The sequence below is a fragment of the Blautia sp. HA9023 genome, assembly GCF_056504095.1.
Window position 1 is genome coordinate 79,431 of record NZ_JBWLUR010000010.1, and the last position, 23,374, is coordinate 102,804.

Annotated in this window: 19 protein-coding genes and 1 pseudogene; 3 read left to right on the forward strand and 17 right to left on the reverse strand. The window is 45.9% G+C overall.

The window, feature by feature from the left end; translation table 11 throughout:
- Positions 1-157 precede the first annotated feature (157 nt).
- On the forward strand, positions 158-1,036 hold the full coding sequence (locus AC04Q6_RS15960) for an aldose 1-epimerase family protein (protein WP_015525818.1): 879 nt from the start codon (positions 158-160) through the stop codon (positions 1,034-1,036).
- Between the two features lie 89 nt (positions 1,037-1,125).
- On the opposite strand, the gene AC04Q6_RS15965 is transcribed toward AC04Q6_RS15960, so the two are convergent.
- From AC04Q6_RS15965 to AC04Q6_RS15980, 4 genes are read right to left on the reverse strand one after another with little or no spacing between them, the layout of a single operon-like run.
- Positions 1,126-3,306 carry an alpha-galactosidase gene (locus tag AC04Q6_RS15965; protein WP_118071147.1) on the reverse strand — a complete coding sequence of 727 codons (2,181 nt, stop codon included), beginning with the start codon at positions 3,304-3,306 and terminating at the stop codon, positions 1,126-1,128.
- A 27-nt stretch (positions 3,307-3,333) separates the two neighbouring features.
- Positions 3,334-4,176 (reverse strand): carbohydrate ABC transporter permease, encoded by an 843-nt coding sequence (locus tag AC04Q6_RS15970; protein ID WP_015525816.1) that lies wholly within the window; start codon positions 4,174-4,176, stop codon positions 3,334-3,336.
- Positions 4,176-5,054, reverse strand: coding sequence for a carbohydrate ABC transporter permease (locus tag AC04Q6_RS15975; protein ID WP_092069381.1), 879 nt, complete (start codon positions 5,052-5,054; stop codon positions 4,176-4,178). The genes AC04Q6_RS15970 and AC04Q6_RS15975 overlap by 1 nt, the downstream gene beginning before the upstream one ends.
- Before the next feature lie 2 nt (positions 5,055-5,056).
- On the reverse strand, positions 5,057-6,352 hold the full coding sequence (locus tag AC04Q6_RS15980) for an extracellular solute-binding protein (protein ID WP_476389773.1): 1,296 nt from the start codon (positions 6,350-6,352) through the stop codon (positions 5,057-5,059).
- A gap of 463 nt (positions 6,353-6,815) precedes the next feature.
- On the opposite strand from AC04Q6_RS15980, the pseudogene AC04Q6_RS15985 reads away from it, so the two are divergent.
- Positions 6,816-7,658: pseudogene (locus tag AC04Q6_RS15985) on the forward strand (AraC family transcriptional regulator); the annotation flags it as partial.
- Between the two features lie 60 nt (positions 7,659-7,718).
- Here the strand turns inward: AC04Q6_RS15985 and AC04Q6_RS15990 are convergent.
- From AC04Q6_RS15990 to AC04Q6_RS16025, 8 genes are all read right to left on the reverse strand, one after another.
- The gene (locus AC04Q6_RS15990) at positions 7,719-9,113 is read right to left on the reverse strand and encodes a glycine--tRNA ligase (protein ID WP_092069375.1); all 1,395 of its coding nucleotides are present in this window, start codon (positions 9,111-9,113) and stop codon (positions 7,719-7,721) included.
- Between the two features lie 193 nt (positions 9,114-9,306).
- Entirely contained in the window at positions 9,307-10,065 is a 759-nt protein-coding gene (recO, locus tag AC04Q6_RS15995; protein ID WP_118071146.1) for a DNA repair protein RecO, read from the reverse strand.
- Between the two features lie 2 nt (positions 10,066-10,067).
- The gene (gene era / locus AC04Q6_RS16000) at positions 10,068-10,976 is read right to left on the reverse strand and encodes a GTPase Era (RefSeq protein ID WP_015525809.1); all 909 of its coding nucleotides are present in this window, start codon (positions 10,974-10,976) and stop codon (positions 10,068-10,070) included.
- A gap of 68 nt (positions 10,977-11,044) precedes the next feature.
- Entirely contained in the window at positions 11,045-13,966 is a 2,922-nt protein-coding gene (locus AC04Q6_RS16005; RefSeq protein ID WP_118071145.1) for an insulinase family protein, read from the reverse strand.
- A 141-nt stretch (positions 13,967-14,107) separates the two neighbouring features.
- The gene (locus tag AC04Q6_RS16010; RefSeq protein WP_118071144.1) at positions 14,108-14,686 is read right to left on the reverse strand and encodes a DUF6553 family protein; all 579 of its coding nucleotides are present in this window, start codon (positions 14,684-14,686) and stop codon (positions 14,108-14,110) included.
- A gap of 57 nt (positions 14,687-14,743) precedes the next feature.
- Positions 14,744-15,277: a DUF5662 family protein gene (locus AC04Q6_RS16015; protein WP_021651014.1), complete on the reverse strand. Its 534-nt coding sequence runs from the start codon at positions 15,275-15,277 to the stop codon at positions 14,744-14,746.
- Complete coding sequence (locus tag AC04Q6_RS16020; protein ID WP_118071143.1) at positions 15,246-17,213, reverse strand: Type II secretory pathway, pullulanase PulA and related glycosidase; 1,968 nt, start codon at positions 17,211-17,213, stop codon at positions 15,246-15,248. Before AC04Q6_RS16020 ends, AC04Q6_RS16015 begins: the two co-directional genes overlap by 32 nt.
- A gap of 62 nt (positions 17,214-17,275) precedes the next feature.
- Positions 17,276-18,031: an exodeoxyribonuclease III gene (locus AC04Q6_RS16025; RefSeq protein ID WP_015525806.1), complete on the reverse strand. Its 756-nt coding sequence runs from the start codon at positions 18,029-18,031 to the stop codon at positions 17,276-17,278.
- Positions 18,032-18,231: 200 nt separating this feature from the next.
- On the opposite strand from AC04Q6_RS16025, the gene AC04Q6_RS16030 reads away from it, so the two are divergent.
- Complete coding sequence (locus tag AC04Q6_RS16030; protein WP_015525805.1) at positions 18,232-18,606, forward strand: DUF1292 domain-containing protein; 375 nt, start codon at positions 18,232-18,234, stop codon at positions 18,604-18,606.
- 94 nt (positions 18,607-18,700) lie between these two features.
- Here AC04Q6_RS16030 and AC04Q6_RS16035 read toward each other — a convergent pair whose 3' ends face one another.
- The 5 genes from AC04Q6_RS16035 to AC04Q6_RS16055 form a co-directional block, all read right to left on the reverse strand.
- Positions 18,701-19,213, reverse strand: a complete 513-nt coding sequence (locus tag AC04Q6_RS16035; RefSeq protein ID WP_118071142.1) for a dCTP deaminase/dUTPase family protein — start codon at positions 19,211-19,213, stop codon at positions 18,701-18,703.
- Positions 19,214-19,256: 43 nt separating this feature from the next.
- A complete protein-coding gene (gene nrdG, locus AC04Q6_RS16040; RefSeq protein ID WP_044961222.1) occupies positions 19,257-19,748 on the reverse strand; it encodes an anaerobic ribonucleoside-triphosphate reductase activating protein in 492 nt (163 codons plus the stop codon).
- Between the two features lie 3 nt (positions 19,749-19,751).
- Complete coding sequence (locus AC04Q6_RS16045) at positions 19,752-21,845, reverse strand: polyribonucleotide nucleotidyltransferase (protein WP_114001447.1); 2,094 nt, start codon at positions 21,843-21,845, stop codon at positions 19,752-19,754.
- 197 nt (positions 21,846-22,042) lie between these two features.
- Entirely contained in the window at positions 22,043-22,309 is a 267-nt protein-coding gene (rpsO, locus tag AC04Q6_RS16050; RefSeq protein WP_015525801.1) for a 30S ribosomal protein S15, read from the reverse strand.
- A gap of 155 nt (positions 22,310-22,464) precedes the next feature.
- Entirely contained in the window at positions 22,465-23,364 is a 900-nt protein-coding gene (locus AC04Q6_RS16055) for a bifunctional riboflavin kinase/FAD synthetase (protein WP_118071141.1), read from the reverse strand.
- Positions 23,365-23,374 lie beyond the last annotated feature (10 nt).

The window sequence follows — 23,374 nt, forward strand, 5'->3', positions numbered from 1 at the left end:
AGCAATTTCTCTTGTGAAATATGACAGATTTTCCAGTTATATTTTTCACAGATTGTATTTTTCTCGTTATCATCTGAAAAATGTGCTAAAATAGAAAAAAAACATGCAGCAATTCCGAGGTAATATTACCCGAATGCTGTCATACAGGAGGTTTATCATGACACGAACGATTGAAAACAGCTTTCTTAAAATTTCCGTTTCCGATCACGGTGCTGAACTCACCGGCATCTATGACAAGACTAATGACAGGGAGATCCTCTGGCAGGCAGATCCGGCTTACTGGAAACGCCATGCGCCTGTACTTTTTCCCAACGTGGGACGTAACTACAAAGATATCTGGCGTCTGAACGGAAAGGAATATCCTTCCAGCCAGCACGGCTTTGCAAGGGACAGCGATTTTATCTGCACGGATATCACCGATACTTCCCTTTCCTTTGTCCTTAAGTCCTCTGAAGAAACCTTGAATGTTTATCCGTTTGCTTTCGCTCTGAAGATCACCTACACTCTGAAGAAGCACGACCTGGAAGTATGCTGGGAAGTAGTTAATAATGATTCTGAAACTATGTATTTTACCATCGGCGGCCATCCGGCATTCCGTGTTCCGGTACGTGAAGGCGAATCCCAGAGTGATTACCGTCTTGCTTTTGAAGGCCTGGACACTCTTACCTATCTCCTTATCGATACGTCTGTAGGAACAGTCCTTGCTGACGAACCACATACACTTTCCCTTGAAAACGGAACCTGTTCCATTGCTCCTCATATGTTTGATAAAGACGCTCTTGTTTTTGATAACGGCCAGATCCAAAAGGCCGGTATCCTCTTCCCGGACGGAACTCCATATCTGACACTTACCAGTGAGGGCTTCCCGAATTTCGGTATCTGGTCCGTACCCGGTGCTCCCTTCGTATGCCTGGAGCCGTGGATGGGACGCTGTGATGACTGTGGTTTTGAAAAACCTCTTTCCGAAAAAGCAAATATCAATGTGCTGAAACCGGATGAGGAATTTATCAAGAGCTATCAGATCACCGTACACTGAGCTATGATAAAAAAGATCCGCCATACATCGGCTTTTTCAGCTGTCTGTATGACGGATCCTTTTATTTATCTTACTGTCTCAATACGCTCTTATTCTCTCACAAAATGATACTGATAAGCTCTGTACTCCCCAAACTCTGCAGGAAGCGGCATTCCACCATGCATCAGAGCAGCTCCGGAATAGATCCTGCCGGTAGTCTGTTCCTTATAAAGTGCACTCTCATCAAGGCCGCGAAGCTGCACATAATTCACAGTCATATTTCCATGGATCTCCTCCATGACAACATTGAGCAGAACTTCTTCCTGAGAATTTCCTACAATCTCCCATGCACAGACCTCACTCTTAAACGGATCTGTCAGGCGATAGTACCGCCCGTTCTGGATCAGTGGCGCATATTTACAGAATTCCCCGATCTGGCTGCGGACCTCATCTTTTTCTTCCTCAGTCAGCTTCAGAAGATCCAGCTCGTAGCCGAAGGTTCCGGACATGGCAACCACACCTCTGGTATGTAACGGGGTGATCCTTCCTGTCTGATGGTTCGGCACTGCAGACACATGTGCTCCCATGGCCGATACCGGATATCCGAAGGAAGTGCCATACTGGATCCGAAGCCTGTCAATAGCATCGGAGTTGTCGCTGCACCAGATCTGCGGTGTGTAATACAGCATGCCTGCGTCAAATCTTCCGCCGCCGCCGCTGCAACCCTCGATCAGAAGATCCGGATAACGGTTCACCATACGGTCCAGAAAATCGTACAATCCCAGGACATAATCATACATTACACGTCCCTGTTCCTTTGTCATTACGGAAAATACATCCATCAGGCTTCGATTCATGTCCCATTTAACGTACTCAATATTGGCATTATCCAATACCGCACTGATCTGTCCGAAGATTCCGTCTACAACTTCTTTTCTGGAAAAATCAAGTACCAGCTGATTTCTGGATCTCACTGGTTTTCTTCCCGGAATCGTAAGTGCCCAGTCCGGATGCTCACGGTAAAGATCACTGTCCTCAGAGATCATCTCAGGCTCGATCCAGATACCGAATTTCACTCCAAGGTCATTGACTCTTTTTACCAGTCCGCCGAGAGTCTCTCCAAGCTTCTTCTCATTGACATACCAGTCCCCAAGACCACTGTTGTCATCGTCACGTTTTCCAAACCAGCCGTCATCCAGAACCAGCATATCGATACCAAGGCTCCTTGCCTCTTTTGCCAGATTATATAAAGTCTCCCCTGTAAAATCAAAATATGCTGCCTCCCAGCTGTTTACCAGCACCGGACGGACCTCTGTCTTATATTTACCACGGCAGATATGATGACGGATGCAACTGTGCAGATTCTGGGAAAGACGGTTCATTCCCTGATCTGTGTAGCTTAAGATCACCTCAGGTGCATAGAAGGTCTCCCCGGCTTCCAGCGGATACCGGAAGCACTCCTCCTGTACACCAAGGAGCATTCTTGTCTGATTGTACTGATCTTTAAGAACCTCACCCTGGAAATTCCCACTGTATACAAAGGACATAGCATAGCAGCCTCCATGATCCTCTGTTGTGTCCTTCTCTGCCAGGATCATCATCGGATTATACTGATGGCTGGATGTGCCACGGACACTGCCGATCATCTGACTTCCATGAGCCACCGGTACTCTCTGCAGATTCCGCTCCATGGCATGTCTTCCGTAAAAAGTAAGCAGGTCATAATCTCCGTAAAGAAAATCCAGTTCTGCGGACATCACCTTGTTCACATAGATCTTCTCACTGCTCTGATTGCGGACATAGACGCTTCTTGTAATGATATCCAGTTCCGGAAGTACACCGTAAAGAAGCATGGCCTCCACGCCGGTAGCCGGATCCTCCAGAACGATCTCCAGTGTCTGTGCCTCCTCATTATCCGCATAAACCGCCGGAAGCCCCGGAAGGCTGTATTTACCGTCACGGATAGTATAGTTCTTGTAACGCATATCACAGCTCATGCTTCCGTCACCGTTTTCCAGCATCAGTGATGCACTGCGGAAATCTCCGTTTCCGTAGCAGGAAAGCTCCTGTGGAAGAGAGTCCATGGAATAGGTTCTGTCTGTTCCCGCATCATAGGGATTTCCGGAAAATCCTCTGTCATAGTAGGTCAGAAGATAATCCATGCAGCCTTCTGCCTTTTTACCATAATAGAGATGAAGAAGAAATCCGTACTGATCCACCTGCATCTGATATGTAGTTTCTTTTGTCTGCAGGGTAAACGTTCTGTCTTTCTCGCAGTAGATGATTCCCATATGTGAATCCTCCTTTTTCTTGTGTTTTTATTTTACGGCACCGTTTACAACACCATTTAAAATGTGCTTCTGGCAGATCAGATAAAACAGAAGGATCGGAAGCAGTGCCAGCAGATAAGAGGCAAACGCAAGGTTATAGTTTGTTCCGAACTGAGTCTGGAAATTCAGCTGTGCCAGAGGCAATGTGGTTCCACCCGTAGATCCGGACATGATAACCAATGGAGTCATAACATCATTCCAGGTTCCAAGTGCTGTCAGAACTGCCACTGTGGCATGCATCGGCTTCATGATCGGAAAGATGATCTTCCAATATGTTTTCCAGGTGCTGGCTCCATCCACACAGGCAGCCTCCTCAAGGGCCATTGGAATGTTTGTCAGATATCCGGAATAAAGAAGCACGTTCATAGGCATATAAAATACCGTGTAAAGAATGATCACACCGACTTTGTTATCAAGGCCCATCTCAGCAGTCTGCTTTACAAGCGGCATCATCAGGATAGCAAACGGAACAAACATACCGCTCACTACATAGAGATAGATAAATTTATAAAATTTACTTCTCTTATTTCTGGCTATAGCATAACCTAAAAGTGAATGAATTACAATAGCAAGAACCACTGTGATCACAGTGATCAATACACTGTTTCCAAGAGAATGCCAGAAGTCTGTTACCTCCATAGCTTCCCTGAAATTGGCAAGACTGAATTTCTCTGGCAGAGACAGGATCCCGGCTACACTGTTGGTCATCTCTGTCGGCTGCTTGAATGCGATCACAATTGTCATATAAAGCGGAAATACCACTGTGATAAGGCCAAGGATCAGAAGGATCGTTACCGGCCAGTTCGCTTTTTCTCTTACTTTCGTTTTCATTACAGCTGCTCCTCCTTTTTCCCTGTGATAGTCAACTGCACTGCAGAAATGATCACGATCACAATAAAGAATATAACCGCATTGGCACTCTGGAATCCAAACTGCCCTCCACTCATACCATTGTTATAGATCAGGTAAGAAATAGATTCTGTACTCTGTGCAGGACCACCCTTTGTCAAAGCCATGATCTGATCAAATACCATCAGGAAGTTTTTCACACAAAGAACCATGTTGATGCTGAAAAACGGAACGATCAGCGGGAATGTCAGGTAACGGAACTTACTGAATCCGGTAGCACCGTCAATAGCTCCTGCCTCGTATACATCCTCCGGCACTGTCTGGAGGCCCGAAATATAGATAATGGTATTCATTGCGATGGACTGCCATGCACAAACGATCACGATGGCTACCCATGCAAGGCTCGTACTGGAAAGCATGCTGGAAGACAATGTTTTATTTCCGATCATCTTTCCGAATGCAGGCAGGATATATGTAAAAAAATAATTGAAAATATATCCTACGACCAGTGCGCCAAGTACATTAGGAATAAAATAAGCTCCACGCATTGCACTCTTGAAACGGATCTTGCTGTTCAGTCCAAGTGCCAGGATCAGGCTGAGTACATTCGTTACGATAGTTGCCACGATGGCCAGCTTAAAGGTAAACAGATAGGAACCGCCAACACGGCTGTCTGTAAAAAGATCCTTATAGTTTCGAAGTCCTACCCAGTCATAGCTTCCATAGCCTTTAAAGTTCGTAAAGCTGTAGATCACACCCTTGATCAGAGGCAGTGTGTTAAAGCAGAAAAATAATGCCACGATCGGAATGGTGATCAGAAGAAAGGTCAGCTTTCTTCCACTCATAGATTTTTTTCCCATGATCAGTTCTCTCCTTCCCCGTTCTTCTCCTCATAGTCCTGTACTTTACGGATAATGTCACGGTTATATCTTGTCCAGTCTGTATCAAATTTTTTCAGGAATGCATCTTTATCCTTTTTCATCAGGAAGGTCTGGATCTGTGCATCCACAGCCATCTCTGTAGGATAATAATGATCCTGGTAGTCGGCCATCCTTCCCTCTTCTATGTATTCCTTCATACCATCCAGCGTAGAGGGAAGTGTGAAATCACCCTCTTTACAGGGAACTGCCTTCTGGTCATCCAGATATGTCTGTATATTCTCATCCTCAAGAAGGAAATCCAGCACTTCATATGCAGCTTCCTTATTCTCACAGTCATCCATCACACAGAACTGAAGGTCAACTCCGGAATTCAGTTTGTTTTCTGACGGATCATTGCTTGCCGGTGTTACAAAAGAATCAATATCCATATCCGGATTTACACTCTGGATCTGTGGGATCGCATAGCTTCCGATGGGATACATGGCAGCCTCCCCTTTTGCAAAAGCGGTGCAGGCTCCATTGTAATCATAGGCAAAGGGATCATCCGGTCCATACTGGATAAGCTCCAGCATACGGTCTGCTACTTCCTTATACTCTTTTGCAAAAGTAGTGTTTCCCTGGTTTACCTGGCGGCATACATCGGCTGGTGCAAGATCTACCGCAATAGAATTCCACGGTGCAAGACAGGTCCAGGTATCTTTAAATCCGAAATAAAGCGGCTGGATACCTGCATCCTGAATTTCCTGGCAAAGGCTCATAAATTCATCCCATGTAGTCGGGATCTGCCAGCCATGCTCCTTGAAAAGCTCACGATTGTAAAGGATTCCAGCGGCATTGGCCACGTAAGGAACCGCATAGACTCCGTCTTCCGGAACGAATTCCAGCGCTTTATCAATTTCTTTATATGCATCTTTGATCGAATCCAGTCCCTGATAATCGGAAATATCCATCAGCATATCAGAATCAATAAAATTGGAAAAGTTAACATCGCCTCCGATTCCAATGATATCCGGATTATCCTCACGGATAAATCTTGTCTTCAATACAGTCATAGCATCGTTTGGTGATTCGATGGTAAGATGGATATCATCATGAATGGCATTGAATTTTTCTTCCAGTTTTTCAAATGCCTTAACCGCTTCCGGTTTATACTGCACAAGTTCGATCTCTGTCTTTCCGCTGTCCTTTTTACCTGTGCTGCATCCGCTCAATGTAACGGAAGCTGCCATGGTAAAGGCAAGTCCCATACAGAGGATCCATTTACTTCTGTTGCGCATCTTGTTATTCTCCTTCCTTTTCCCTTTATTTGATAAGTCGGATATCACCCGTTTTAGCTAAAATGGTTATTTCGGGTTCTCCAATACTTATTCTCTGGTTTCTTTTTTCTGAAAGCTATTTTAACATAGCTTTATGCTTGCATAAATAGCAGCGTTTTTCTTGTTTTATATCAAAATGCAATTTTTCTCTGTCTTCATTAAAGTCATCTAGCATTTTGATATATTCTATACCTATATCACTACTTTTATCTAAAATTAGTATATTCCTGATTCATCGAAAATCAATAGGTTTCTCGCGAAACTTAATTTTCTCACAAAGTTTTCTCGATTATTTTTCTCTTTTTTGTATATTTTACAGGCTGTTTTTGTAATTGCATTTTTATACATATATTGATGTTCCCTGATGTTTTAATATATAATGTTACTGAAACCAGACAAAATCATACGCCTAAAGGATAAAAATATGAATGACCTTCTCTTCTCCGTTTTTCCAAATGAAAACTTTGTTGATATCGGACTATACCAATATGGCTGGGAGCACTGCGCTCCGGCACATTCATTCGGCCCGGCAGCACGAAACCATTATATTTTTCATTATGTGATCTCCGGTACAGGAACTCTGATGGCAGACAATTCCGCAGGAGAGACCATCACCTATCAGGTAAAAAGCGGCCAGGGTTTCATGCTTTTTCCCGGTCAGATCAACACTTACATTGCAGATACCGACTTTCCATGGGAGTACACCTGGGTGGAATTTGACGGGCTCCGGGCAAAAGAGATCGTGGAAACTGCAGGTTTAAGTCCGGACCATCCGGTCTATCACAGCCACTCTGCAGATCTCCGCCAGAAAATGATGGAGGAAATGCTTTATATCAGCCATAATTCCCAGGAATCACCCTTTCATCTTATCGGACATACCTGGCTTTTTCTGGATTACTTTATGCGCTCTACTGAAACTGTCCGCATGAAACAGGATGGAAGTATCCGTGATTTTTATATCAAGGAGGCGCTCTCTTTTATTGAACAGAATTTCCAGAATGATATTTCCATTGAGGATATCGCAGCCTGCTGCGGCCTGAACCGAAGCTACTTCGGTAAGATCTTCCACGACACCATCGGACGTTCTCCCCAGGAATTCCTGATCAGCTATCGCATGACCAAAGCTGCAGAACTTCTTAAGATCACAGCCCTGTCTATCGCAGATATCGGAAATGCAGTCGGATATCCCAATCAGCTGCATTTTTCCCGGGCTTTCAAAAATGTATACGGAATGTCGCCAAGAAACTGGCGAATGAAAAACAGACTTATTGAAAAAAGCCTCCGGCCAGAAAATAGCCGGAGGTTTTTTATTAAAAAATGTATTTACTTAAAATGTAAATTTATCAGCAAAGTATGCATCAAGCTCATCGATCTTCACACGTACCTGCTCCATAGTGTCACGGTCACGGACTGTAACTGCACCGTCATTCTCAGACTCGAAGTCATAAGTGATACAGAACGGAGTACCGATCTCATCCTGTCTGCGGTAACGTTTACCGATATTTCCACGATCATCGTACTCACAGTTGTACTTCTTGGAAAGCTGCTGGTAGATCTTCTCAGCACCCTCGTTAAGCTTCTTGGAAAGCGGAAGCACACCGATCTTAACCGGTGCAAGCACCGGATGGAAATGAAGGACTGTACGGACATCGTTCTTCTCTTCATCCAGAACTTCCTCATCGTAAGCGCTGCAGAGGAAAGCAAGTACCATACGGTCTGCTCCAAGTGATGGCTCGATAACGTATGGGATATATTTCTGTTTCTTCTCATCATCAAAGTATGTGAGATCCTGGCCGGATACATTCTGATGCTGTGTCAGATCATAATCTGTTCTGTCAGCGATTCCCCAGAGCTCACCCCATCCGAATGGGAAAAGGAATTCCACATCTGTGGTAGCCTTGCTGTAGAAGCTCAGCTCTTCCTTATCATGGTCACGGTAACGAACCTCATCATCCTTAAGTCCGAGAGCACTCAGCCAGTCAAGGCAGAACTTCTTCCAGTATGCAAACCACTCAAGATCTGTATCCGGCTCGCAGAAGAACTCAAGCTCCATCTGCTCGAACTCACGGGTACGGAATGTGAAGTTACCCGGTGTGATCTCGTTACGGAAGGATTTACCGATCTGGCCGATACCAAACGGAATCTTTTTACGAGATGTTCTCTGTACGTTCTTGAAGTTTACGAAAATACCCTGTGCAGTCTCCGGTCTTAAATATACAGTATTCTTGGCATCTTCGGTAACACCCTGGAATGTCTTGAACATCAGGTTGAACTGACGGATATCTGTGAAGTTGTGTTTACCACAGCTCGGACATCCTACCTCGTGTTCTTTGATGAAGTCCATCATCTTCTCCTGGGACCATGCATCTACGCTTCCCTCAATGGCAATGTCATGCTCTGCACAAAAGTCCTCAATGAGCTTATCTGCACGGAAACGCTCGTGGCACTCTTTACAGTCCATAAGAGGATCAGAAAATCCGCCAAGATGTCCGGAAGCGATCCATGTCTGCGGGTTCATAAGGATCGCACAGTCAACACCTACATTGTACGGAGACTCCTGAATGAATTTCTGCCACCATGCACGTTTTACGTTATTTTTAAGCTCTACACCGAGATTTCCATAATCCCATGTGTTTGCCAGGCCGCCGTAGATCTCGGAACCCGGGTAAACAAATCCTCTGGCTTTTGCAAGAGCTACGATCTTTTCCATTGTCTTTTCCATGATTTCTCTCCTCTTGACTTGCAGCTGTTCCGCCAAATGCGTCCGGAAAGCTCCGGAAAAAGCTGCTTTTTTACATTTTTGGTCTTATTATACTAGTATCCTCATGATTTTTCAAGGATATTTCCATTTGCATTGCATCCTGTCCTGCTTTTGAAAAATAAATCGTTACAGTTATTCCGCAGCTGGCAGGGATCTATCTCATCATTTCCAGGATCTCCAGACTTTTAAACCGCTTGTCTGTATTCAGCTCCGTATACCGGTAAATGTGGCGTTCCAGTTCCCGCAGCACATCATCCCGCACTGTAAACGTATACAGCTTTGCCAGGGGGGACACGGCTATGTAACGCATGGCATACAGGGCAGCCGCTGAGATCCGTTTCCTGTCCATGGCCATCCTGCTGCAGTCTGCACACAGGATCCCATGCTCGTCCTGGGAGAAAAAAAGTTCTCCGGTTTCTTCCTCCGTAAGCTCTCTCCCGCAGCCCGCACACTGGAACAGCTGCGGCATCACGCCCTGGATCACCATAGTCCGCAGTTCATAGATACAGCGCACCAGCCGGTCTTCTATATGAGGATTCAAAATGGCTTTGATGGTCACATAGAGAAGATTCATCATTTCCTTCTCATCCGCTCCCTCTTTGCCAAAATAGTCTGCCAGCTCCAGAAAATAATATCCGTAGTAAACTCCCGGCTGCTGGGTGGCCAGTTCCACAAAATGATGCTGTACGCTGACCTGGTTGAGATTATAACTTGTCCTTCCCTCATAAAGGGTAAAACTTCCGAATACAAACGGATTGGCTGCTGCCATAAACGGACTGTTCTGCCGCCTTGCTCCCTTGGCAAAGGCGGAAATCTTTCCCCTCTCTCTTGTGAGAAGGACGATCCGCTTGTCATAGTCGCCTACCGGCATGGCAGAAAGCACCACTCCCTGTACGGTAATCAGATCACTCATTTTCAGATTTCTTTCTTATCATATCCAAAGTTCTTGATCAGGAAATCACTGTCTCTCCAGTTCTTAGTCACCTTGACCCAGAGCTTTAGGTTTACCTTTGCTTCCAGCATACGCTCCAGCTCATAGCGGGCATTGCTTCCGATCTTTTTCAGCATGGCACCCTGTTTTCCGATGATGATGCCTTTGTGGGAATTACGCTCGCAGATGATGGTCGCATCAATATCTATGATGTTGCTTCTTCCCGGACGTTTCTTCATCCGGTCGATGGCAACGGCGATTCCGTGAGGGATCTCCTCATCCAGTGCATGCAGAGCCTTCTCACGGATGATCTCTGCGGCGATCTGGCGCTGAGGCTGGTCGGTAACTGTATCCTCATCATAGAACATCGGTCCGTACGGAAGATATTTGAAAATACTTGGAATGATATCCTGTGTGTTTTTTCCGCGGAGGGCAGAGCAGGGAATGATCTCTGCAAAATCACAGATCTTACGGTAGGTATCGATTGCAGGAAGAAGCTCTTCTTTTTTTACCGTATCGATCTTGTTGATGATGAGAATCACAGGAACTCCAACCTTCTGTAGCTGCTCGGCAATGTGGCGCTCTCCCGCACCTACGAATGTGGACGGCTCCACCAGCCACATAATGGCATCTACTTCCTTCAGGGTTCTCTCCGCAACCTGTACCATGTATTCTCCAAGCTTGTTTTTTGCCTTGTGGATACCTGGTGTGTCCAAAAATACGATCTGTCCCTCATCACAGGTATATACGGTCTGTATCTTGTTTCTGGTTGTCTGTGGCTTGTTTGATGTGATGGCGATCTTCTGTCCGATAAGATGGTTCATCAGCGTGGATTTTCCAACATTCGGTCTTCCGATGATCGCAACAAAGCCTGATCTAAAATTATTATCCATTCTTTATCCTCTCATAATCCTTTCACAGCCTGCTATCCCATTTAACGGACAGCAGGCTTTGTTTCTCATCAGCCGATCAGTGGCTTCACTTCCATGAATACATCTTCCGCCTTCTCTATTGCAGTCTCACTTCCTACTACGCAGATCTGATCATCGGAAAGTACTGCTTCTACAAGAGCTTCCAATTTCTGGATATCCTCCTTCTGCGCTCCGAGGATCTGATTTCTTTCCTTCTGGAGCATATCCTCTGTAACATTGGAGAAATATGCGGTTTTTGAGATACTTCCCTGCATCTGCGGAGTTCTCGGCACATCCTTGTTGCTGATCGTTCCGATGATATATTTTGTCATCTCACGCTCGTCTGCCTCAAAGGCACGGATATAATCCGGCACTCCCTGGTATACTTCCAGGGTTCTCTTAAGGTGAGGATCACGGTAAGATACCAGGAAGCTTTCTCCGTTTCTCTTAAATCCGCTCATACAGCCATAAGCGCCGCCTTTGACGCGGATGTTGATCCAGAGATAATCATAACTTAAGATCACCTTCAGGATATCCAGCGCACCGGTATATTCCAGGCCTTTTTTGCGGAAGTTTCCGTTCTGTGCCACATACTGTACCTGACCAGATGTCTTGAAGGCTTCGTTTTTCTTTACGCACGGGGCCTGTTTCACGGGCTCCGGTTTCTGTCCATTAAACAGGACTTTCTTAATTTCGGCAGCCTGTGTTTTCACTGTATCCAGGGACTCTCTCTCTCCGGTGTAGCTTACACAGAAATTCTCCGGACGAAGAACCTCCTCCATCACTTTGCGGAGATTTTTTACGATCTCGTCCTTGCAGCTGTCAAAATCTTTTTCCAGTTTTTCGATAAACTGATAATATCCGATCCCTGCCATCTCATCCTGGAAGGCAGCCATCGGGGATGCATAGGAAGCACCGCGGAGAACGGCGGTGGAATGGCCTGCACTTGCAAGGCTGGCCTGGGCTCTGGATTTCACTCTGGCAATGATCTCATAGAGACGTTTGGTGTCTGTAAGTTTGGAAGTTGTAAGAACTTCACGGATCATGGAGAACATGAAATCCATCTCCGGATACAAAGCTTTGCCTCTTACAGCAAACATGGCACGGAACGCATCGGTATCCTGGGCATCATCAAAAACCTCGATTCCATAGGCAATACCGCCGGTTCTCGCATTCACCTCATTGAACAGTTCACCATAACTGTAGTTTTCTGTATCCACTGCTCCAAGCACAGATTTTAAAAGTCCCAGATAATGGACAGTATTTACATCAAAGTCATGGATCTCAAAAAGAAGATCTGCATAACCGATTCCATTGGTGCATACATCATGATACAGAAACAGGCTGTCATCTACGTAATGTTCCTCATTTGTCAGTCCTGTGATCTCTTTTTTGATATCTTCTCTGGAAAGCATCGGGATACAGGTCAGTGCTTCCGGATCTTCCTCGGATTCCTGATAAGCTTCCAGGGCTTTTGTATTCTCTACCATCCGGGTAAGCTCTTCATCAGAAAGGCTCTTTCTGTAATTCTCCAGTTTTTCTTCCAGTTCTTTGTCTCTCTTAGCAGCAAGGCCTTTCTCCGGTACCAGGGAAAGGATCGCGCCATGGGTATTATCCAGAAGATATTTACGGATCAGATCCTCAAAATATCCCTCTTCCAGAGCTTTTTTGAGGAACTCAAATCCCTCAAGAAGCTGTACTTCACAGAACGGCTTTGTATCGTCATAAAGCCAGCTGCTTAAAATATCCAGGCCATACATCAGTCCCTTCGGATAGGAAGAGAAATCTGCCTCACGGAAACGGAATTCGTAGTAGTTGATTCCGGCTGTTACTGCCTTCTTGTCGATACCTTCCTCCATGATCTTTGTGAGGGTGTCACGGATCACTTTGACAAATTCCTCTTTCTGGCTTAAGTTGGCTCCCTTTGCCACGATGGAGAAATAGGTCTGTTTGATTCCATCCTCAAAGGAGCCATAGATATCCTTGCCGATCTTTGCATCCAGAAGTGCCTGTTTCAGCGGTGCACCCGGTGCGCTTAAAAGTGCGTAATCCAGGACTTCGAAAGCAAGACTTAAGTTGATATCTGCTGCCTCGCCCACAACCATATTGTAGGAAAGATAAGTGTTATCCTCTTCTCCTTCGTCCTCTGACACCGGATAATTTTTCTGGATATCTTTTACCTGGGCAAAAGCTTCCTGATCCCGGATCTGGGAATCAATGGCAAGGGAATCAAAGGCAGACAGATAATGGCTGTCAATAAACTCCAGTTTCTCCTCCATATCCATGTTTCCATAGAGATAGATAAAGCTGTTGGACGGATGATAGTACTGTCTGTGGAAATCCAGGAATTCCTCGTAACTGAGATCTGGGATATTTACAGGATCTCCGCCGGACTCACAGCCATAGGTGGTATCCGGGAACAGGGAATTCATGATCTCACGCTCCAGAACATCGTCCGGTGAGGAAAAAGCACCTTTCATTTCGTTGTAAACAACACCATTGTACTTCAGCGGTCCTTCTTTCTGTTCCAGATGATAGTTCCAGCCCTCCTGGCGGAAAATCTCCTCTTTTTTGTAAATGTTCGGGTAGAACACCGCATCCAGATACACATGCATCAGATTCTGGAAATCCCGGTCATTACAGCTGGCTACAGGGTAGCAGGTTTTGTCCGGGTAGGTCATGGCATTGAGGAAGGTATTGAGAGATCCTTTTACCAGTTCCACAAAAGGATCCTTAAGCGGAAATTCCCTGGAACCGCACAGTACACTGTGTTCCAGGATGTGGGCAACACCGGTGCTGTTCTTTGGCGGTGTACGGAATGCAATGTTAAAAACTTTATTCTCATCGCTGTTCTCGATGAGCATGACTCTGGCTCCTGTTTTTTTGTGTTTGAGAAGCCATCCTTTGGAATGAATATCCTGAAGATCTTCTTCCTTCAGGACTTCATATGCGTTCAGATGATTGGGATTCATAAATTAGTAACCTCCTGAATGTTTCTCTTCACACCCGGTAAAAATCCCTTTTCAAAAAATCCCGGGATCTTTTGCCGGATGCATGGCAACAAAAGGCTGTCTGAGTATTCAGACAGCCTGAAACGGAAAACTTATTGCTTCCTAAATGCTTCCTTCATTGGGATAATACTGCCTGTAGATCTCTCTGGCAGCTCTTGTGATGATTCCAAGCTCAGCTTCCATTCCAAGATTAGCCGGAAGCTCCACAGCTGTTTCCCTGATGTCTCTCTGGACCTTGGCCTTCGCACTGTCCTCCTTGATGTGGATCAGGCCGAAAATCATTGTGTTATAGGATTTATCTGTCTGACAGAGATCCATGTAGACCAGAACCAGATGACAGCATTCCCGGTAAAGAAGCTCCTCATAAAGGCCGCCCTTTTCCTGGAGTTCCTGAAATTTCAGCTTCTTAAGATACTTACCTATCTCTTTCTTCGCACTTCTTGTGCCAAAGAATCTGGAAGCGGAATTCCGGTTAAACTCCATGGTCATCCAGAGACCGAGATAACCGTCTGCCCTGGTATCACCAGTCTCGGATTTATCGCTGTAACGGATATCCCAGAGTTCCTTACGGATCCTGTTTTCTTCCGGTTCTTCTCCTGCTGCAATGGACTGCTCCAGAAGCTTCAGGCGCTCCATGGGATCTTTCTCTCTATAGTATTTCGCAATTGTTGGTGTATCCATTCATTCTTCCTCCTGATATCTGAATATTATATCAGACAACCTGCCAAAAATACACCCCTATCTGTGATTTCGAAGCTTTTTCCCAGGGCTTTTCACTTTTTTTCCGCGGTTATCACATAGATATACATTGCGGATATACCACAGGGTCTTATCCTCTCCGTATTTATCCAGGATCCGGAGAAGTCCCTCCAGCTCTTTCTTTGTCTGTGGATGGATAAACCACAGCTTCTCCTTGCTTTTCAGAAAATACTGCAATGGTTCATGATAGGTATATTCCTCTCCCAGATAGTTTCTGGATGCACTGATCCGATCCATGACCATTTCCGCCACATATTTTCTGGGCATTCTGGCTCCCATGATCACATGCTCACCGTCAAGGGAATAGTCTACCCAATGTTCAAAATGGTGTCTGTTTCTTCCCTTATGGTGCAGCCAGGACATGGATACGCCGGTTGCCTCACGTTCTGCGTTGTTGGGGCTTCTTGTCCCCTGATAATATTTACAGCCTACCAGAAATTCCGTCGGGGAATATTTGGACAGGTCATGAAGCAACCCCTGCTTATATAACCCGATACGAAAACAATATTTCATCACCAGAAGCTTGTGCCTCGTGATGGTCCTGAAGTGCAGCCACGGGTGCCATGATCGCATCTTTCTCCGCCTCCTGTCTGCCCAGCAATACCACAATGGCGCGGGGGCCAATTTCGATTGATTTTTTATATTCTTCTTCCTCCTCCAGACAGAATCCTGTTCCGTGAAGAGAGGTATCTGCGATTTTTTTCCAGCACATGCCTTCCGGGAGATTGGGCAGAGCAAGGCTCCGGTTTTCCCAGTGGAAATTATAGCCGATGTAAATAAAATCATCCTCTGCAGCCTCCAGATCCTCTTTTTCCCTTGCATAGGCTCCGTAGTACATCATACCAAGAAGCCTGCTGGTATTCTCATAGCTCAGATACCAGGCACGTTCTCCGTGAAGAGACACATCCGGGAACCCCTTGGTCAGATAATCTACCCCTTTCAGTTCCACCGGCATATGAAGAACGGGATGGGCCTTACGAAAAGCAATGGCATCCTTTACAAATTCCCTCAGTCCCTGGTTTCTGGAAAGGCCCTTCCAGTCTGTCCAGCCGGTAGCATTATCCTGACAGTAGGCATTATTGTTTCCGCTCTGGGAATTGCCGAATTCATCACCGTGATAGATCATGGGAACACCCTGACTCAGCAGCATCATCAGAAAGGCATTTTTGATCTGGCGTTCCCTCATCTGACGGACGGAAACCTTACGGGTAGGGCCTTCCACACCACAGTTCCAGGAATAATTATAGCTGCTTCCGTCCTGATTGCCCTCGCCATTGGCCTCGTTATGTTTATAATTGTAGCTCACCAGGTCATTCATGGTAAATCCGTCTTGGCAGACCATGTAATTGATCACTCCATGATTCTCGCTGTTATGACGGATATGCCATGCTGCAGCCTCCACCATACCTTCATCGCTTTTCAGGAAACGGCGCATATCCTGGAGAAAATTCATATTGCTCTCCGCTCCGCAGCGTCTGACCGGAAGCTTTCCTCTGTAAAAATGATCAAAATCAAAGCCCTGGAAGATCAGTTTTGCTCCGGAAAGGATTCCGTCCCGAAGAAGCATCTCCCGGTTAAAGCCCTCTCCCAGCACATGAAATCCATCTACATGGTAAAAATCTCTCCAGAACTGCAGGGCTCGAAGAGCCATCAGGCTGTCTGTTTCCTCCGGAAAATAGAATTCCATGATACAGGTAATACCGTTCTTGTGCAGCTCCCGGATCAGATACCGGAATTCCTGCTCCGGTTCTCTGGTACTGCAGTAAGCACTCTTCGGGCTGAAATAAAAGCCGGAAGCATAGCCCCAGTAATTCACTATATTTTCCTTTCGGCGGGTCTTGATGTGTTCACTGCCTTCCTTCGGTTTACTGATCGGAACCTCACAGAATTCATAGGCAGGCATCAGTTCAATGGCATTGATCCCAAGTTCTTTCCAGTAAGGGATCATCTCTGTCAGGCCAAGAAAAGTCCCCTTATGGGAAACCATCTTTCTGGCAAGCTTCGTATAACCACGGACATGAAGCTTGTACAGGATCATATTTTCATATTCTACTGCCGGTGCAGTTTCATTTTCCCAGCCGGAAACATTCTCATTAAGGAAGCGACAGCGGACCTCCTTTTCCGGATCGTAAGGTACTCCGAAATGCTCTCTCCCGTGAAGTCCGTATGCATACGGATCCTGCACGATCTCACCGTCTATTTTATAATTATATTCAAACTCCTTCAGAGAAGCACTGCACAGCTTCAGTGCCCACACACGTCCTGTATGGAAATCCTTTGGAAAAACGATCTCCACCGGTGCGGCAGCTCCTCTTTTTTTATATAAAAGCAGGGATACTTCAGAATCCTCCGATGCCTCCACTGCAAAATTATAACCGCCCTCCATTTTGTTGGCTCCAAGTATCAGCGGCTGACCTTTCTCCACTCGACCTAATCTGCGGCTTGCCAAGGCAACTCCTCCTTTTCTCTTTTTATTATTCAAATCCATAGAAATCCTTTTCGCCGGATCCGTCACAGATCAATATCCAGCTCAACCGGGCAATGATCGGATCCCATGATCTCTCCGTGGATCTTCGCATCCTGAAGCTTTTCTTTCAGGGAAGGGGAAACAAGGAAATAGTCGATACGCCAGCCGGCGTTCTTCTCTCGTGCACGGAAACGGTAGGACCACCAGGAGTAAACGCCCTCTTTATCCGGATAAAAATAGCGAAATGTATCAATAAAGCCGCTCTCGAGGGCTCTGGTAAAGCAGGCTCTCTCTTCATCAGTAAAGCCTGCATTTTTGCGGTTGGTCTTCGGATTCTTGAGATCGATCTCCTGATGTGCCACATTAAGGTCGCCACAGCAGATCACCGGTTTCTTCTCCTGCAGTTTCAGAAGATAAGCCAAAAAATCCTCTTCCCATTTCATACGGTATTCCAGACGGCGGAGCTCGCTCTGGGAGTTGGGAGTATATACAGTCACAAAATAATACTCATCGAATTCCAGTGTGATGACACGTCCTTCTTTATCATGCTCCTCTATCCCGATCCCGTAAGCCGCAGACAATGGCTCCCTCTTTGTAAAAATGGCTGTACCTGAATAGCCTCTGCGGTTTGCGTAGTTCCAGTACTGATGATATCCGGGAAGTTCCAGCTTCACCTGTCCCTGCTGGCATTTCGTCTCCTGCAGACAGAAAATATCCGCATCCAGCTCATGAAAGCGTTCCTCAAAGCCCTTGGTGATACAGGCCCGGATCCCATTTACATTCCAGGAAATAAATTTCATATTTTTATATTTTCTCCTCATTTTTTCGTCATATTTTTATTATATCTCACATTGTCGGATTAAGCAAAAAATATTTTGAAAGTTTTCTCAGGCTCTCAAATATTTTGTTGCTGTTCTACGTCATATCTGTTAAAATGTTCTCTATATCATGCAGAGCTGCCCTCTTATTTACAGGCAGCAGCAGAACGGAGGATTTTTTTATGAGTGATGAATTTAACAAAAGCGGATGTGCACCAAGCGACTGCGCTTCCTGCACAGCTAACTGCGAAAGCAAGGTAGATGAAGCACATCATACCATCACCCTGACTATGGATGATGATACTGAGGTAGAATGTGCCATCCTTACTATTTTCCCTGTAGAGAACAAAGAATATATCGCACTTCTCCCACTGGATGAGAACGGCCAGAATGAGACCGGTGAGGTTTATCTCTACAGCTTCTCCCGCACAGCAGACGGCGATCCGATGCTGGCAAACATTGAAGATGATGAAGAGTACGACGCTGCCGCAAATGCCTTTAACGCAGTCGTGGAAAAAGCACGTGCAGACGAGGAGGCAGACGCACCTCTCAGCTAAACAGTGCATTTATCGGAAAGCAGTAACTACACAAAACAAGCCCGGAAAATCGGATGTATGTGGTCTTCACACCTCCGCCTTCCGGGCTTTTGTTTTATTTTGTGGTACTTCCGAAGCCGCCGTTTCTTACTGCATCTGCATCGTCATCCACGGTGATTCCGTATTCCACAAAGATCCCCTGCATAAAACCGGTTCCTGCCGGGATCTGGATCGTTTTATCTTCTCTTGTATCGTTAGTCAGCTTGGCAAAGATATGACCTTCGTTGTCGGAAAAGAAATAATCGCTGTCAATGATTCCCACTGTGTTATTGAGCTGCAGCCGGAATTTAAATCCCAGTCCGCTTCTCGGATAACATTTCAGGACCCAGCCCTCTTTCATCTCTACGCGGATACCGGTTGGTATCTTTACGATCTCACCCGGCTTCATGGTCACATCCACAGGTGCATAAAAATCATATCCTGCACTTCCGGTCGTAGCTCTCTTCGGAAGCTTCAGACTGTCGTAGATATTCCGGAGCTCCTCTTCTGAATACTGTTCAAAGGTATCCTTCCAGTCCTTTGCAAACTGTTCAAAACTTACCTTGTGAAATTTCGCAATTCTTTTCATTTTTCGTTCCACTCCCAATAGGTAATTTCAAAAAAACCTCTGATCACTCCGTGTACAGAACCACACGGTTCTCACGAAGTGACGCCTGTACATCGATCACCCTCTGATTTGAGGAGCCTTTCCATTTCAGACGAACCTCTTTCTTGTCCACCTGAAATTCCCCGTCCACGCATACATCCAGATAATGGATGATCTCGTACTGCTGGATTTCTTCCCAGAGAGAACCCGTATACAGCCAGATCGTCTTATCCGGATACTTCTCTCTGATCTCTCTTGCAAGAGCTGTTACCTCAGCGATATTGGAAGGATGCAGGGGATCTCCTCCTGAGAATGTGATCCCGCTGATATAATCCTTGTCCAGCTCTGCAAATATCTCAGCTCGCTCGCTGTCCGTAAATGGGAGACCTCCGTTTGGATCCCAGGTAATTGGATTCTGGCACTCCCGGCAGCCGTGTGAACAGCCGGCCACCCAGAGTACTACACGAAGTCCGTCTCCGTTTAACATATCGTCCTTGGTAATATTGTGATATCTCATCATTTATGCTTCTTCCGGTACATCCTTCATGCTGAAGCTGATTCTTCCCATCTTGTCCTTGCCAAGGCAGATAACCTTAACTTTGTCGCCAAGTGTGAGAACATCCTCAACACGGTTGATCCTCTGTTTGGAGATCTTGGAAATGTGTACCATTCCCTCCTTGCCCGGTGCAAACTCAAGGAATGCGCCAAACTCTTTGATGCTGACTACGCGTCCTGTAAAGATCTGTCCTGCCTCAAACTCGGTAGTGATGATCTCGATCATACGTTTTGCTTCATCCATACCCTTCTGGTCTGTTCCGCAAATGGAAACTGCGCCGTCATCTGTGATGTCAATCTTCACACCTGTACGCTCGATGATCGTGTTGATGGTCTTTCCTCTCTGTCCGACTACATCACCGATCTTCTGCGGGTCGATCTGGATCTGGATGATCTTCGGAGCAAACTCACCAACGCTTGTACGAGGCTTGTCGATACATTTCTCCATAACTTCTGTCAGGATATATTCTCTTGCCTCTTTTGTCCTGCGGATCGCCTCCTCAACGATCGGTCTTGTAAGACCATGGATCTTGATATCCATCTGGATCGCTGTGATTCCGTCATGTGTTCCGGCTACCTTGAAATCCATATCTCCGAAGAAGTCCTCAAGGCCCTGGATATCTGTAAGAACGATGTAATCATCGTCTGTTTCACCTGTAACAAGTCCACAGGAAATACCTGCAACCGGTTTCTTGATCGGTACACCGGCAGCCATCAGTGACATGGTAGATGCACAGATACTTGCCTGGGATGTGGAACCGTTGGACTCAAATGTCTCAGATACGGTACGGATTGCATACGGGAACTCCTCTTCTGTAGGAAGTACCGGTACCAGTGCTCTCTCAGCAAGTGCTCCGTGGCCGATCTCACGGCGTCCCGGTCCTCTGGAAGGTTTTGTCTCACCTACGGAGTAGGACGGGAAGTTGTAGTGATGCATATATCTCTTGGATGTCTCAAACTCATCCAGTCCGTCAAGACGCTGTGCCTCTGTAAGAGGAGCCAGTGTGGTAACGGTACAGATCTGAGTCTGTCCTCTTGTGAACATGGCAGAACCGTGAACTCTCGGGATGATGTCTGTCTCCGCAGCCAGCGGACGGATCTGTCTGATCTCACGGCCGTCCGGACGTTTGTGATCTTTGAGGATCATCTTGCGGACAGTCTTCTTCTGGTACTGATATACAGCCTCACCGAGAACGGCAAGCCACTCTTCGTTATCTGCAAAAGCTTCTTTCAGCTTGTCTGTGATCTCGCTGATATTATTCTCACGTGTCTGTTTGTCATCGGAGAATACGGCAACCTCCATCTCTTCCGGAGGAACGATCTTCTTGATCTCATCAAAGAGTTCCTGCGGTACTGCACAGGACTCGTAGGAATGTTTCTCTTTTCCGCACTCAGCTACGATCTGGTCGATGAATTTAATGATCTCCTGGTTTACTTCGTGAGCCTTGTAGATGGCTTCGATCATCTTGTCTTCCGGAATCTCGTTGGCTCCGGCCTCGATCATGATAACTTTCTCTCTTGTGGAAGCTACGGTAAGCTGAAGGTCAGAAACTGCCTTCTGTGCAAGTGTCGGGTTGATGATGAACTCGCCGTCGATCATGCCAACCTGTGTGGTTGCACATGGGCCGTCAAATGGGATATCAGAAATACAGGTTGCAATGGAAGAACCAAGCATAGCCGGGATCTCCGGATTGCACTCCGGATCAACAGACATAACCATGTCTACCAGTGTTACGTCATTTCTGTAATCCTTCGGGAACAGTGGACGCATTGGACGGTCAATAACACGGGATGTAAGGATCGCATGCTCGCTTGCCTTACCCTCTCTCTTGTTGAAACCTCCCGGGATCTTTCCTACTGCATACATCTTCTCCTCATACTCAACGCTTAATGGGAAGAAATCGATCCCTTCTCTTGGCTCTTTGGATGCGGTAGCAGTAGCAAGGACCGTAGTATCACCGTAGTGCATAAGAGCAGCACCATTGGCCTGTTTCGCTACACGTCCGATATCTACAGTCAGTGTTCTTCCTGCAAGTTCCATGGAATAACTTTTGTACATATTCGTTCTCCTTTTCTTATTATATTAATATCTGACAGGAGCCCGAAACAACTGAAAAGACCACTTCCTTTGAAAAAGATCTCGACCGGAAATGGGCTTTTCAGTAGTCTCGGAAATCACTCCTGCGGTAATTCCGTCTGTGTTTATCACACATGTTAAAATGGGGCGGATGGAATCATCCGCCCCTCCCGTAGCAATTATTTTCTTAAACCTAATTTCTCAATCAGTGCACGGTATCTTTCGATGTCTGTTTTCTTAAGATAAGCAAGAAGGCCACGTCTCTGACCTACCATTTTCAAAAGACCTCTTCTGGAATGATGATCTTTGTGGTGTGTTTTAAGGTGCTCTGTGAGCTCCTGGATTCTTGCTGTAAGAACTGCAACCTGAACCTCCGGTGAACCTGTGTCACCCTCTGTTCTTGCATACTCTTTCATGATCGCTGTTTTCTTCTCTTTAGAAATCATTGTTGTTTCCTCCTTGAAATTTTAATTAAACGCCGGGTATTAAGAAGTGGTCGGAGTCTCCGGCTTCTGAATACTGGCTTTTTTCACCTCGAACAGTATAGCACACGGTTCCTGACCTGTAAACTGTTTTTTTGAAAAGTTTTTACCGGAAATTTTTACTTTTCGAAGCTTTGAAAATAAGCCTTGCCTTTTTCCGCGTCTTTCATAAGCTGTTCTTTCAGAGCTTCTATGGAAGAAAAACGTTTCTCCGGTCTGGAATAATGAAAAAATTCCACTCTGCAGGACTCTCCGTACAGGTCTTCCTCACAATCAAAGAGATACGTCTCAACACCCAGGAATTTCTCCCCCACCGTAGGCTTGTATCCTACATTGGTGATTCCTTTAAGGCTTCTGTCCTTAAAATGGGACACTGTATCGTAGACCCCGTTTGGAGGCATCAGCTTTTCTTTTGCCGGAATAATATTGGTTGTCGGAAGAAGAAATTTATGTCCCATTCCTCTTCCATGTTCGATCACTCCATCCACAAAAAACGGAAAGCCCAGAAGATCATTGACCTTTTCCATATTACCTCTTTTCAGTTCCTCACGGATAAAGGTACTGCTGATCTTTCGTTTTCCTTCCATTTCTTTTGGAACCACATCCACCGAAAAGCCAAGCTTCTTTCCCATCTCCCGGAGAAGTTCCGGATTTCCCTTGCGTTCATATCCAAACCGGAAATCTTCTCCTACGGCAACGTGTTCTGCCTGAAGATCCCCCACCAGAATCTCTTTAATAAAAGTGTCTGCTTTCATGTGGCGGATCCTGGCATCCAGCGGGCATTCGATCAGAACATCCACACCTGCATCCTCAAGAATCCTGCATCGTTCTTCTTTTGTAAAGATCATCTGGCTTCCGATTCCCAGGGAAAAGAGAACTGTCTGAAGTCCCTTTTCTTTTTGCTCCAGAATTCTTTCCACCAGTTTCCGGTGTCCACGGTGTATGCCGTCAAATTTTCCAAGTGTTACCGCACTCCCTGACAGGCGCGGAAATTCTCCGTCAATCTTCAAGTATTCCATATCTGCTCCT

What these genes read in the sequence shown, in the direction of transcription:
- AC04Q6_RS15960 (WP_015525818.1), top strand. Translation starts at nt 158, where the DNA reads ATGACACGAACGATTGAAAACAGCTTTCTTAAAATTTCCGTTTCCGAT.
- AC04Q6_RS15965 (WP_118071147.1), bottom strand. Translation starts at nt 3,306, where the DNA reads ATGGGAATCATCTACTGCGAGAAAGACAGAACGTTTACCCTGCAGACA.
- AC04Q6_RS15970 (WP_015525816.1), bottom strand. Translation starts at nt 4,176, where the DNA reads ATGAAAACGAAAGTAAGAGAAAAAGCGAACTGGCCGGTAACGATCCTT.
- AC04Q6_RS15975 (WP_092069381.1), bottom strand. Translation starts at nt 5,054, where the DNA reads ATGGGAAAAAAATCTATGAGTGGAAGAAAGCTGACCTTTCTTCTGATC.
- AC04Q6_RS15980 (WP_476389773.1), bottom strand. Translation starts at nt 6,352, where the DNA reads ATGCGCAACAGAAGTAAATGGATCCTCTGTATGGGACTTGCCTTTACC.
- AC04Q6_RS15990 (WP_092069375.1), bottom strand. Translation starts at nt 9,113, where the DNA reads ATGGAAAAGACAATGGAAAAGATCGTAGCTCTTGCAAAAGCCAGAGGA.
- recO (WP_118071146.1), bottom strand. Translation starts at nt 10,065, where the DNA reads ATGAGTGATCTGATTACCGTACAGGGAGTGGTGCTTTCTGCCATGCCG.
- era (WP_015525809.1), bottom strand. Translation starts at nt 10,976, where the DNA reads ATGGATAATAATTTTAGATCAGGCTTTGTTGCGATCATCGGAAGACCG.
- AC04Q6_RS16005 (WP_118071145.1), bottom strand. Translation starts at nt 13,966, where the DNA reads ATGAATCCCAATCATCTGAACGCATATGAAGTCCTGAAGGAAGAAGAT.
- AC04Q6_RS16010 (WP_118071144.1), bottom strand. Translation starts at nt 14,686, where the DNA reads ATGGATACACCAACAATTGCGAAATACTATAGAGAGAAAGATCCCATG.
- AC04Q6_RS16015 (WP_021651014.1), bottom strand. Translation starts at nt 15,277, where the DNA reads ATGAAATATTGTTTTCGTATCGGGTTATATAAGCAGGGGTTGCTTCAT.
- AC04Q6_RS16025 (WP_015525806.1), bottom strand. Translation starts at nt 18,031, where the DNA reads ATGAAATTTATTTCCTGGAATGTAAATGGGATCCGGGCCTGTATCACC.
- AC04Q6_RS16030 (WP_015525805.1), top strand. Translation starts at nt 18,232, where the DNA reads ATGAGTGATGAATTTAACAAAAGCGGATGTGCACCAAGCGACTGCGCT.
- AC04Q6_RS16035 (WP_118071142.1), bottom strand. Translation starts at nt 19,213, where the DNA reads ATGAAAAGAATTGCGAAATTTCACAAGGTAAGTTTTGAACAGTTTGCA.
- nrdG (WP_044961222.1), bottom strand. Translation starts at nt 19,748, where the DNA reads ATGAGATATCACAATATTACCAAGGACGATATGTTAAACGGAGACGGA.
- AC04Q6_RS16045 (WP_114001447.1), bottom strand. Translation starts at nt 21,845, where the DNA reads ATGTACAAAAGTTATTCCATGGAACTTGCAGGAAGAACACTGACTGTA.
- rpsO (WP_015525801.1), bottom strand. Translation starts at nt 22,309, where the DNA reads ATGATTTCTAAAGAGAAGAAAACAGCGATCATGAAAGAGTATGCAAGA.
- AC04Q6_RS16055 (WP_118071141.1), bottom strand. Translation starts at nt 23,364, where the DNA reads ATGGAATACTTGAAGATTGACGGAGAATTTCCGCGCCTGTCAGGGAGT.